This is a genomic window from Sphingomonas sp. (assembly GCF_035758555.1).
In the GTDB taxonomy this organism is placed as follows: domain Bacteria; phylum Pseudomonadota; class Alphaproteobacteria; order Sphingomonadales; family Sphingomonadaceae; genus Sphingomonas_B.
This window is the reverse complement of the sequence record NZ_DASTXI010000205.1, coordinates 1-10909: the sequence shown is the minus strand read 5'-3', so window position 1 is coordinate 10909 and position 10909 is coordinate 1. Positions and strand designations below refer to the sequence as shown.

General features: G+C 67.2%; 9 protein-coding genes, 2 tRNA genes and 1 pseudogene. 6 read left to right on the top strand and 6 right to left on the bottom strand.

Translation table 11 applies throughout. The features are described 5' to 3' along the window. Nucleotides 1–99: 99 nt before the first annotated feature. The 3 genes from VFT73_RS12420 to VFT73_RS12410 all read right to left on the bottom strand — a co-directional run bounded on the left by VFT73_RS12420 (nucleotide 100) and on the right by VFT73_RS12410 (nucleotide 2174). Nucleotides 100–176: transfer RNA gene (locus VFT73_RS12420), tRNA-Pro, on the bottom strand. Between the two features lie 219 nt (nucleotides 177–395). Further along, nucleotides 396–470: transfer RNA gene (locus VFT73_RS12415), tRNA-Ile, on the bottom strand. Between the two features lie 36 nt (nucleotides 471–506). After that, nucleotides 507–2174, bottom strand: coding sequence for a HAMP domain-containing sensor histidine kinase (locus tag VFT73_RS12410; RefSeq protein WP_326411566.1), 1668 nt, complete (start codon nucleotides 2172–2174; stop codon nucleotides 507–509). A 148-nt stretch (nucleotides 2175–2322) separates the two neighbouring features. Here VFT73_RS12410 and VFT73_RS12405 point away from each other — a divergent pair, with 148 nt between their 5' ends. Next, nucleotides 2323–2823 carry an Lrp/AsnC family transcriptional regulator gene (locus VFT73_RS12405; protein WP_326411564.1) on the top strand — a complete coding sequence of 167 codons (501 nt, stop codon included), beginning with the start codon at nucleotides 2323–2325 and terminating at the stop codon, nucleotides 2821–2823. Here VFT73_RS12405 and VFT73_RS12400 read toward each other — a convergent pair whose 3' ends face one another. Then, a complete protein-coding gene (locus VFT73_RS12400; RefSeq protein ID WP_326411562.1) occupies nucleotides 2824–4101 on the bottom strand; it encodes a hypothetical protein in 1278 nt (425 codons plus the stop codon). It lies immediately after the preceding gene. A gap of 308 nt (nucleotides 4102–4409) precedes the next feature. On the opposite strand from VFT73_RS12400, the gene gyrA reads away from it, so the two are divergent. From gyrA to VFT73_RS12385, 3 genes are read left to right on the top strand one after another with little or no spacing between them, the layout of a single operon-like run. Continuing rightward, complete coding sequence (gene gyrA / locus VFT73_RS12395) at nucleotides 4410–7202, top strand: DNA gyrase subunit A (RefSeq protein ID WP_326411560.1); 2793 nt, start codon at nucleotides 4410–4412, stop codon at nucleotides 7200–7202. A gap of 47 nt (nucleotides 7203–7249) precedes the next feature. Beyond that, nucleotides 7250–7819: a peptidylprolyl isomerase gene (locus tag VFT73_RS12390; protein WP_326411558.1), complete on the top strand. Its 570-nt coding sequence runs from the start codon at nucleotides 7250–7252 to the stop codon at nucleotides 7817–7819. A gap of 36 nt (nucleotides 7820–7855) precedes the next feature. Next, nucleotides 7856–8689 carry a TIGR00266 family protein gene (locus VFT73_RS12385; protein WP_326411556.1) on the top strand — a complete coding sequence of 278 codons (834 nt, stop codon included), beginning with the start codon at nucleotides 7856–7858 and terminating at the stop codon, nucleotides 8687–8689. Between the two features lie 186 nt (nucleotides 8690–8875). On the opposite strand, the gene VFT73_RS12380 is transcribed toward VFT73_RS12385, so the two are convergent. After that, the gene (locus VFT73_RS12380) at nucleotides 8876–9310 is read right to left on the bottom strand and encodes a DUF488 domain-containing protein (RefSeq protein ID WP_326411554.1); all 435 of its coding nucleotides are present in this window, start codon (nucleotides 9308–9310) and stop codon (nucleotides 8876–8878) included. Between the two features lie 82 nt (nucleotides 9311–9392). Between VFT73_RS12380 and VFT73_RS12375 the strand changes: the two genes are divergently transcribed. After that, nucleotides 9393–9692 carry a hypothetical protein gene (locus tag VFT73_RS12375; RefSeq protein ID WP_326411552.1) on the top strand — a complete coding sequence of 100 codons (300 nt, stop codon included), beginning with the start codon at nucleotides 9393–9395 and terminating at the stop codon, nucleotides 9690–9692. On the opposite strand, the pseudogene VFT73_RS12370 reads toward VFT73_RS12375, so the two are convergent. Then, nucleotides 9689–10335 (bottom strand): annotated as a pseudogene (locus VFT73_RS12370) (lysoplasmalogenase family protein). The gene VFT73_RS12375 and the pseudogene VFT73_RS12370 overlap by 4 nt on opposite strands. 14 nt (nucleotides 10336–10349) lie before the next feature. On the opposite strand from VFT73_RS12370, the gene VFT73_RS12365 reads away from it, so the two are divergent. Beyond that, on the top strand, nucleotides 10350–10892 hold the full coding sequence (locus VFT73_RS12365) for a GbsR/MarR family transcriptional regulator (RefSeq protein ID WP_326411549.1): 543 nt from the start codon (nucleotides 10350–10352) through the stop codon (nucleotides 10890–10892). The last annotated feature ends 17 nt before the right edge of the window (nucleotides 10893–10909 follow it).

Sequence of the window (10909 nt, the reverse complement as noted above, 5' to 3'; positions counted from 1 at the left end):
CTTTATAGTGTCACTCTCTTAATCTCGAGAGCACCCAAGGCCGACCGCTAAAGAACTCCGGCTGTTCCACGCGGGCCGCCAGTCGTAATTCGATCCGGATGGTCGGGGAGACAGGATTCGAACCTGCGACCCTCTGCTCCCAAAGCAGATGCGCTACCAGGCTGCGCTACTCCCCGACGCCGTGGTGCGCGGCAGATAGCGGAGCTATCTGGACGACGCAACGCGGCCGGCCGGCCTTGCTTCGCAAGGACCGACGGCGCGGCTTTGCCGCGGCGGCTTCACTTTCTTCCGACAAGCGGCATGGCGCAGCCACGCCGTCGGTCCTCGCTTTAGCGAGGCCGGCCGATCCCGCCTTGAGCCCGGCTGCAGCTCCGCTGCAGCTTTGGCCGGCGGGATGGTGGGCCCGGAGGGATTCGAACCCCCAACCTGGCCGTTATGAGCGGCTGGCTCTACCGTTGAGCTACAGGCCCCGCCCGGCCGGCGGGCGATAGCGGAGCCGCAGGCGGCTAGGCAAGCGGCTGCGGCCCGCCATTCACGGCCTGGCCGGTTTCGGCCGGCGCCTGCTGTGCGGCGGTTGCGGGCAGGCGGACACGGAAGCGGTCGGGCGAGATCACCAGCACACCGCCGCAGCTTTCCGCCACGCCTCGCACCATCCGCAGGGTGAAGCCCAGCCCCAGAAGCGGCGGCGCGCCTTCCTCGCCGGGGATGTCGCAGGCCTCGAGCAGGTCCGATTCGGCTTGCCCCGCCACCAGCGACGGCCGTTCGACCGACAGCAAGGTCTCCGATTTCGCCCCGTCGCCGGGCGAAAGCTCGACCGCGATCCGTTCGCCGGGCCGCGCGAGGCCGATCGCCGCGCTCACCAGCCGTGTCGTCATCCGCTCCGCCGCCGCGGGATCGATCAGCGCCGACGCGCAATGCGGCGCGATCGCCAGCGCGATCGTCACCCCCTTCTCCGCCGCCAGCGGCCCGAGCGCGGCAGTGACGCGCGCCAGCAGCATCGCGCAATCGACTTCCGCAGCCGCCATCGGCGCGGACCCGCCGTCGAGCTGGGCCGCTTCGTTCAGATCGTCGAGCACGTCCTGCAGCCGCTGCGTTTCTTCCAAAATCGTCGTCGCCCGCTCGCGATAGGCGCGCGGCGCCGGGCCAAGCATCTGGCGCTCGATCATCTCGGCAAAACCCGCGATCGCGTTCAGCGGCGTGCGGACTTCGTGCGCAAGCTGGCGCAGCGAGTCGCCCGACAGCACGGAGCCGAGCAGCCCGACATTCTCCGCGCGTTCGCCGACACGCGGACGGCGGGCGGTGCCGCGATAGCCGGTGAAGCGCCCGGTCGCGGCATCGAAGATCGGCACCCCCGAAATGCACCAGGCGCCGCCTGCCTTGCCCGCTTCGGCGACGGTCAATCGCGCATCGCGGAACGGCGCACGGCGACGAAAGGCACCGGCGGCCTGTCCGTCGACGCCGTGTGCCTGCCCCGGCGCCGCATCGGCGATCGACAGGCCGACGATCGCCCCCCGCCCCGCCGCGTCGCACCAGCGGATCACGCCGTCCGCACCGGTTTCGAAGCGGAATTCGGTCGGCTCCGCCTGCTCGGCATGGAGCTGCCGCTCACGGAACGCTTCGATCCGTGCCCGCAGCTCGCGAATGTCGGGCGCGGCATAATGCTCGTGGTGCGCGTGCTCCGCATTCTCGTGATGCACGGGCTCCGGTTCGGCGGCCGGCTCAGGCTCTGCGACCGGTCCCTCGATCACCAGATCGGCCTGCCCGAATGCCTCGAGCGCTCTCAGCGCCCCGTTCGGCAGGTCGCGGCGATGGCGGAGCAGCGCGCGGGCGACCGGGGACAGCCGCGGGATCAGCTTGCGCCAGACCTTGCCCGGCAGCTCGACTCCGGCCAGCAGCGGCGCGAACACCACCGTCGCGTCTTCGGCGAAGAATTCGATCAGGTCCGTCGGGACCGGCTGGTCGCCCAGCAGCAGCATCCCCGCGCTCTGGCGGCCGATGATCGGCACGTCGGCGCGCCATTGCCGCAGCCGGTCGAAAGCGGCGGCGCGCAGCGGCGACTCCTCGTCATGATCCTGGCCGAGCAGGTCGACGAGCTGGCGCCAGATCGCCTGGCGCGCGGCAGGAACCTCTGCCGGCTGGCCGAGCGCCGTCGCAAGCCTGTCGTCGAATCGCACCGGCGCCTTTCCTCCCCCGAGCGGCTGGGATAGCGCGCTCTAAAGGACGCTGACAGACCCGAAAAGATGAACGTAACAAAGTGAGACAATTGCGGGTCAGGGCAATTATCTTATAAGCGGCCGTCGGAATTCTCGCGAGGTGTTGCGCATGACGGCCCAATCACTCGACGCGGTCGATCTCGAAATCCTGTCCGCCCTTCAGGAGGACGGGCGGATGACCAATGTCGACCTGGCGGCGCGAGTCGGACTGACCGCCCCGCCCTGCCTGCGCCGCGTCCGCAGCCTGGAGCAGGCGGGCGTGATCCGCGGCTATCATGCCCGGCTGGACCCGGCCGCGCTCGGCTATGGCATCACCGTGTTCGCGATGGTCAGCCTGAAAAGCCAGGCGGAGCATGAGCTGCGCGCCTTCGAGGAGCATGTCGCCGGGCTGCCGGAAGTGCGCGAGTGCCACATGCTGAACGGCGAGATCGATTTCATCCTGAAGATCGTCGCACCCGACCTTCAGTCGTTCCAGCATTTCCTGACATCGGAGCTGACGACCGCGCCCAACGTGGCGAGCGTCAAGACCTCGCTCACCATCCGCACATCGAAAGACAGCCCCGGCGTACCAATCGCCGGGGCTGCTCCTTCGTTCGATCGCGGCGGCTGATCAGGCCGCTGCGCCGGCCTTCTGGTCGGCCCAGAGCGACCAGAACTGCGCGAGCTCGGCACGCGGGCCGGTGACCTTCGCGAAAGCCTCCTTTGCCTGGGCCATCTGGCCAGTCTTTGCGAGCGCCTCGCCGAGCCGCAGATTGGCGACGTTCGCGTCGATCCCGCCCTTCTGCAGCGCCAGCTGATAGAGCTGGGCAGCCTTCGCATAGTCGCCATAGCCGAAATAGGCGTCGGCAGTGCCGAGCGCCACGCGGCCGTTGGCGGCTGACGCCGCGCTCTTTTCCGAGCCGGCGAGCGACGCCTTGTCGGCCGTCACCTTGGCCCCGGCAGCGGCGCCGATCTCATTGATTGCCTTGCTGCTGGCGTCGAACGCGCCCTTGGCCCGGCCCTCGTCGACCACCGCCTTGGCTTCGCCCGGCAGACCGACCTTGTCGGCCAGAACGGCATATTCGTAATAGTCGCGCTCACCCGCCAGCGCGCCGGCGAAGCGCTTCAGGCGCAGCAGGTCGAGCTGGGTCTGGTCGTCGAAATGGTTGGAATCGCCGAAGATGACCAGCGCGCTGCGCCAATTCTCGGGCGTGGGATAGGCAGCGACCTGCGCCCGCGTCCACTTGGCGGCCTCGGCCATGTTCTTCGACTGATAGGCGATCGACGCCGCGCGTCCGTACCATGACTGCGGAGCCTTGCGGCCGGCGGCCTCCTCGCTCTTGATCGCCTCTTCCAGCACGGCCATGCCCTGCGGGACCTGCTTGGTCTGGAAATAGGATTCCGCCAGCATGATCTGGAAGTTCGAGTCCGGCTGGCCGCTCGCATCCTTGGGCTGATAGCCGGCGGTCTTCGCAGCGGTCAGATACTGGATCGCAGTCGGATAGTCCTTCGACTGGAACGCGAACTGGCCCGCATACCACGAGAATTTGCCGCGGTCCGGCTCGACGCCCTGCGAACCCGAATTCAGCGCCTCGATCACGCCTGCCTTCATCAGCTCCTGATTCTGGAGGCCCTGACCCAGCGCGATCTTGAACTGGCCGACATAATATTTCTCGTCGGGCGCGGAGGCCGCGGCCTCCACTGCCGGCAGCAGCGACTGGGCCGTCGCATAATCCTTGGCCGACAGCGCCTTCTGGAAGGGCTGCACTGCGTTGCGGAAGCCCTTGCTCAGCTCCGGCGAGAATTTCGCCGCCTCGGTGTTTTCCTTCTTGTCCTTGGCGATCGACGGCGCCGCCATGCCGAAGCCGGCGGCCAGCGCCAGCCCCAGCGCCAGTTTTGAAACCTTCATTACAACGCTCTCCTCTCGAGGGGGACACTCCGGCGAACGGGGTCGCTCTTCGCCCCCCTATACTCCGGTCTACCGCCGGACAAGCGGCGGGATCGACAAGCGATTTACCGATTCGCCACTGAACGCGGGTTGAACCCGCTTTGACGCATTCGCCGGATCGAAATAGGGCCGGCTGCGCATATCGCGGGGTTGTCCACAGCTCTCGCGCGCGTGCGCGCGTGCGCGGGGTGGCGTTTCCGGACAGGCCTCGCTAGGACGATCCGATCCGGCGCGTCCTGCGCCTCACCAGCAATCACCGGAACGAACTCTTGGCCACTCTGCCGCCGCCTTCTGCCCCGTCCAGCGACATCGAACCCGTCAACATCGTCGACGAAATGAAGTCGAGCTATCTCGACTATGCGATGTCCGTGATCGTCGCGCGCGCGCTTCCCGACGTGCGCGACGGCCTGAAGCCCGTCCACCGCCGTATCCTCTACGCCTGCCAGGAAGCCGGCTATGTCGCGGGCCGGCCCTACCGCAAATGCAGCCGCATCGTCGGCGACGTGATGGGTAAATACCACCCGCACGGCGACGCTGCGATCTACTTCACCCTCGCGCGCATGGCGCAGGACTGGTCGATGCGGGTGATGCTGATCGACGGCCAGGGCAATTTCGGGTCGATGGACCCGGACGATCCGGCGGCGATGCGTTACACCGAAGCGCGGCTCGCCAAGGTCTCGAACGCGCTGCTCGACGATCTCGACAAGGATACGGTCGACTTCCAGCCCAATTATGACGCGTCGGAACGCGAGCCGCAGGTGCTGCCGGCGCGCTTCCCGAACCTGCTGGTGAACGGCGCCGGCGGCATCGCCGTCGGCATGGCGACCAACATCCCGCCGCATAACCTGGGCGAGGTCATCCGCGCCTGCCTGGCCTTCATCGACAACGGCGCGCTGACGGCCGAAGAGCTGATGCAATATGTGCCGGGGCCGGACTTTCCGACCGGCGCGATCATCCTCGGCCAGGGCGGCGCGCGCAACGCCTATACGACCGGTCGCGGCTCGGTGATCGTCCGCTCGCGCCACACGATCGAGGAAGGCCGCGGCGACCGCCGCTCGATCGTGCTGACCGAGATTCCCTATCAGCAGGGCAAGAACGCGCTGGTCGAGCGCATCGCCGAGGCCGCCAAGGACAAGCGCATCGAAGGCGTCTCGGATATCCGCGACGAATCGAACCGGCTTGGCGTCCGCATCGTGATGGACCTGGCACGCAATGCCCAGGTCGATGTGGTGCTGAACCAGTTGTGGCGGCACACGCCGGCCCAGCAGAGCTTTTCCGCCAACATGCTCGCGATCCGCGGCGGCCGGCCGGAGACGCTGAACCTCCGCGACATCATCGAATCCTTCGTGAAGTTCCGCGAAGAGGTCATCACCCGCCGCTCGAAGTTCGAGCTCGCCAAGGCGCGGGAGCGGGCGCACATCTTGCTCGGCCTCGTCATCGCGGTCACCAATCTCGACGAAGTCGTGCGGATCATCCGCGCATCGGCGAGCCCGGCCGAGGCCCGCGCCTCGCTGCTCAATCGCGAATGGCCGATCGCCGAGATCGCACCCTATATCCGCCTGGTCGAAGCTATCGAGCATGAGGTCGAAGGCGACATTTACCGCCTCTCCGACGCCCAGGTCCGCGCGATCCTCGACCTCCGCCTCCACCGGCTGACCGCGCTTGGCCGCGACGAAATCGGCGGGGAGCTGCAGGAGCTCGCGACCAGCATCGGCGCGCTGCTCGAGATTTTGGGCGACCGCGCCAAGCTCTACGGCGTGATGCGGACCGAGCTCGAGGCCGTCGCCGCCGAGTTCGACACCCCGCGCAAGACGGAGATCGCGCCCGCCTTTGACGGCATCGAGGACGAGGATCTGATCGAGCGCGAGGACATGGTCGTGACCGTCACGCTCGATGGCTATATCAAGCGTACGCCGCTGAACGCCTTCCGCGCACAGAAGCGCGGCGGCAAGGGCCGCTCGGGGATGCAGACCAAGGAAGAGGATGCGGTCACCGAGCTGTTCGTGACCTCGACCCATTCGCCGGTGCTGTTCTTCTCGACGCTCGGACGCGTCTACCGGATGAAGGTGTGGCGGCTGCCCGAGGGCGGGCCGGCGACGCGCGGGCGGCCGATGGTCAACCTGCTGCCGCTCTCCGAAGGCGAGACGATCGCGACCGTGCTGCCCCTCCCCGAGGACGAGGAAAGCTGGGGCGAGCTCCACATCCTGTTCGCGACCGCGCACGGGGCCGTTCGCCGCAACTCGATGGACGCGTTCAGGAACATCCCGACCGCCGGCAAGATCGCGATGCGCTTCGGCACCGACGAGAATGGCGACGAGGAAGACATGTCCGACCGCCTGATCGGCGTAGCACTGCTCACCGAAGGCGACGACGTGCTGCTCGCCACCCGCGGCGGCAAGGCGATCCGCTTCCCCGCCACCGCGGTGCGCGAGTTCCAGAGCCGCACGTCGACCGGCGTGCGCGGCATCAGCCTGGCCGAAGGCGACGAGGTCATCTCGCTGTCGATCCTGAAGCGCGTCGGCACGACGCAGGAGGAAAAGGAGGATTATCTCCGCTTCGCCCCGTGGAAGGCCGAAAAGGAAGGCGAGCCGTCGCTCTCGCCCGAACGCTTCGCGGAGATGACGGAGAAGGAAGAATTCATCCTGACCGTCACGGCCAACGGCTATGGCAAGCGGAGCTCCGCCTATGAATATCGCCGCACCAACCGCGGCGGCCAGGGCATCACCAACATCGTGATGTCGGAGCGGAATGGCGACGTCGTCGCCAGCTTCCCGGCGCGGAACGGCGAGGAGATCATCCTCGTCACCGACCAGGCGAAACTGATTCGCACGACCGTGGGCGATGTCCGCGTGATCGGCCGCAACACCCAGGGCGTCCGCCTCTTCCATGTCGCCGACGACGAACGTGTCGTCGCCGCGGCACGGATCGACGAGACGGAGGACGAGGAAGGCTTCGAGGAAACCCGCGAAACCGATCCGGACACCGGCGCGACCATCGGCGAGGATCTGGCCTCGGGCGAGGAGGACGGCGATCCGTCCGACACAGGCGAGCAGGACTCCTGAGGCCTTTGTTCGTGACGGGTTCAGGTGCGAAAGGTCATCCAAAATCAATGTTGCGTTTGCTCACCCTGATCCTTGCCCTGATCGCTACCCCTGCGCTCGCGGCGCCCCGGGTCGCGATCAAGACGACGCTCGGCACCATCGTCGTCGAGCTGGCCGACAAGCAGGCGCCGATCACGTCGAAGAACTTCCTCCACTATGTCGAGGCAGGGAAGTTCGACGGCACGACCTTCTACCGCGCGGCACGCTCGCCATCGGCACCGCAGTTCGGCCTGATCCAGGGCGGCATCGATCATAATATGCGCCGCGCCTTCTTCTCGATCGACCACGAACCGACCAGCAAGACCGGGTTGAAGCACGTCGACGGCACGATCTCGATGGCGCGAAATGCGCCGGGGACGGCGATGGGCGACTTCTTCATCTGCGTCGGCGCGCAGCCGTCGCTCGATGCGCGCGGCGATTATCCGGGCTATGCGGCCTTCGGTCACGTCGTCAGCGGCATGGGCGTGGTGAAGAAGATCCTCGCCGCCCCGACCTGGATCGGCCGCGGCCGCGGCGCGATGAAGAACCAGGTCATCAAGCAGCGCATCCGCATCATCTCGGCCAGGCGCGTCAAGTAGCTCTGGCCCGTCATCGATTTGAGGGAGGGAGCACATATGCCGCAAAGCCCGTGGGAGCATCGCCGCCAGTCCGGGATCGCCGACGATATCGATTTCGAGATCAAGGGCGAGGAGTTGCAGTTCCTCGAGATCGAGCTCGATCCGGGCGAAAGCGCGGTGGCGGAGGCCGGCGCGATGGTCTGGAAGAATGCGTCCGTCGAGATGACGACGGTGTTCGGCGACGGCAGCGGCGGCCAGGGCGGCGGTTTCATGGACAAATTGCTCGGCGCCGGCAAACGCCTCGTCACCGGCGAAAGCCTGTTCACCACCGTCTTCACCCATCGCGGTTCCGGCAAGGCGCGCGTCGCCTTCGCCTCTCCTACGCCCGGCGCGATCCTGCCGCTGAAACTCGGCGATCTCGGCGGCGAGCTGATCTGCCAGAAGGACAGCTTCCTTGCCGCCGCCAAGGGCGTGTCGATCGGCGTGCATTTCCAGCGCCGAATCCTGACCGGCCTGTTCGGCGGCGAAGGCTTCATCATGCAGCGGCTGGAAGGCGACGGCTGGGTGTTCGTGCAGATGGGCGGCACCATCGTCGAGCGCGAGCTCCGCGCGGGCGAAGAGCTGCACGTCGATACCGGCTGCCTCGCCGCCTACACGCCGGGCGTCGATTTCGACCTGATCACGGTTGGCGGCGTGCGCAGCACCTTCTTCGGCGGCGAAGGCCTGTTCTTCGCGCGGCTGACCGGGCCCGGCAAGGTCTGGATCCAGTCGCTGCCCTTCTCCCGCCTTGCCGGGCGGATGCTGGCGGCGGCCGGCAGCCGCGGCGGCCAGAACCGCGGCGAAGGCTCGGCGCTGGGCGCGCTCGGCGACTTCATCAGCGGCAACGAATGACGAAAAAGCGCCGCCGGTTCAGGGTCCGGCGGCGCTCCTCCACCCCCTCGGTGAAGCGTTTCCGTGCCGCGCATTCTGCCTCAATTCGGCGCCGGTTGCGAGCCGCTAAATCGAGCGAATTCAATCTGTCCCCGTGCGGCACGTTAACGGCGATCGGCAACGAACGGGCGTTGACTTGCCTGGTGGTCAGGCGGCGAACAGGTCGGTGACTTCGGCCTGCGGCATTGCCGCAGCGATCAGCAGCGTCCGATGGCACATCGCCGGATCCCGCTCGAAGCAGAGCAGCGCGGTCGGCTTGTCCTTCACTATCGCTTCCAGGGCTGCCGCTTCAGCCCGCGCCTCCGGCAGCTCCAGCTGCCCGGCATAGACCCGCTCCAGCGTCGCACGATCGCCCTTCTTCGCGGCATCGCGGCCGGGCTTTGGCGTGCCGAGCGCGCGCAGATGCCGATAGCCGATCCCCGCCTCGGCCAGGCTGGCCGCCAGCGACGTTTTCGAAAAGCCGGGTCGCCGGGAGGCCGCGATGGCGCGAACGTCGGCAACCTGCTCGACGCCGGCCCGTGCCAGCGCGGACAGGACCTCGTCCACCGTCGCGCCTTCATAGCCGATCGTGAACACGCGCATGCCTGGCCTCCTGCCCTTTACCTGGGGAAACATCTTGTGCCACAGTCGTTTGCGCAACAGGGGAATCAACAGGGAGGACGCTTTGGGGAAAGTTCCTGCCGCCAATCTGGGCCCGGGAGCAGCGACTCCGGACGGCACGGATTTTTCGTCGCCATCGGGCCCGTCGGCCTTTCAGCGCGAGCTCGACCGCGCCCGACGCCATCTCGCCAAGCTCGAGGCCGAAGACCGGCTCCGTCGCCAGCGGCCGGTGATCCTGGAAGAACATGCCGGTTTCGATGAATCGCCGACTTTCGTGCGGGTCTGCAATCTGTTGATCTGGGCGATCGTGCTGCTGCCGATCGCGCTCGCGGTGCTCGCACTGGTGCGCAGGATCGCCGGCTAGCTGCGGCTCCGCGCCCCCACGTCCCAGGCGATCGATGCCTGGCCGAAGAAATAGAGCGGCCACACCAGCAACGCCGGCAGCCACGATCCGGCAAGCGGCCCCAGCCGTGCGAAGATCAGCAGGTCCGACACGACGAACATCAGCGCGCCTGCGGCGGCCAGTCGAAAGCGGCTCATCAGCGCGCACGCCGCCATAGCGGACACGCCTGCCCCGTAAAGCGCGACGCCGGGCGCCGCCGACCGGTCCGCCGGCACATCGCGGAGAGGGCAACCACCGCCGGCACAAGCAGCAGCGCCGACCAGCCCGCACCGGCCCGCCGGTTGCGCAGATACAAGACGATCGCAACGACATGCCCGGCGAGGAACACGCCGCCCCCGATCTCCAGCCGCGCCACCTCCAGCAGAACATCCCCCGCCGCCCCCAGCGACAGCACCGCAACCAGCAGCCAGCCGTCAGGGCTGCGCGCCCGCGCTGCCGCCCACGCGGCAAGCAATGCCACGCCGGCGCCTTTCCAGACGGTCAGCAGCACCGGATCGAGACCCAGATGCGATGCCGGCCAATAGCTCAGGCCAGCGAGCAGCGCGGCCGGAAAAAGGACCGACGCGGCAGCTCTTGCATAGTTGACGACTGCAATTTCTGTCATTACAGAAATATCCGATGAAACTGACCGATCACCCAGACGCCAAGGCCTTTATCCTTCATTGGGGAGAGATGGGAACCCAATGGGGGGTGAACCGGTCGGTCGCGCAAGTTCATGCTTTGCTCTATCTTTCCAACCGCCCGCTCCCGGCCGACGAGATCGTCGACCAGCTCGCGCTCGCCCGGTCCAACGTGTCCAACGCGCTCAAGGAGCTGCAGGGCTATGGCATCGTGCGGCGGGTTCATGTCGAAGGCGACCGGCGCGACCATTTCGTCGCCGAGACCGACCTTTGGGAGATGCTGATGCGCATCGTTGCCGAGCGGAAGCGCCGCGAGGTGGACCCCACCGTGGCGCTGCTCGGCGAACTCGCGGCCCGCCTGTCGCGCGACGACGCCGCGCCGCCCCAGGTGCGGGAGCGAATCGTGCGCATGCACGAGTTCATCTCCACGCTCGGCGACTGGTACGACCAGGTGCGCACGCTGCCGAAGCCGACCCTCGTCACGCTGATGAAGCTGGGCAGCAAGGTCGCGCGGTTCATTCCAGGCAATTCCAAAGGCTGAAAGGAGAAAAGCGCTTA

What these genes read in the sequence shown, in the direction of transcription:
- VFT73_RS12405 (WP_326411564.1), top strand. Translation starts at nt 2,323, where the DNA reads ATGACGGCCCAATCACTCGACGCGGTCGATCTCGAAATCCTGTCCGCC.
- VFT73_RS12400 (WP_326411562.1), bottom strand. Translation starts at nt 4,101, where the DNA reads ATGAAGGTTTCAAAACTGGCGCTGGGGCTGGCGCTGGCCGCCGGCTTC.
- VFT73_RS12390 (WP_326411558.1), top strand. Translation starts at nt 7,250, where the DNA reads ATGTTGCGTTTGCTCACCCTGATCCTTGCCCTGATCGCTACCCCTGCG.
- VFT73_RS12385 (WP_326411556.1), top strand. Translation starts at nt 7,856, where the DNA reads ATGCCGCAAAGCCCGTGGGAGCATCGCCGCCAGTCCGGGATCGCCGAC.
- VFT73_RS12380 (WP_326411554.1), bottom strand. Translation starts at nt 9,310, where the DNA reads ATGCGCGTGTTCACGATCGGCTATGAAGGCGCGACGGTGGACGAGGTC.
- VFT73_RS12365 (WP_326411549.1), top strand. Translation starts at nt 10,350, where the DNA reads ATGAAACTGACCGATCACCCAGACGCCAAGGCCTTTATCCTTCATTGG.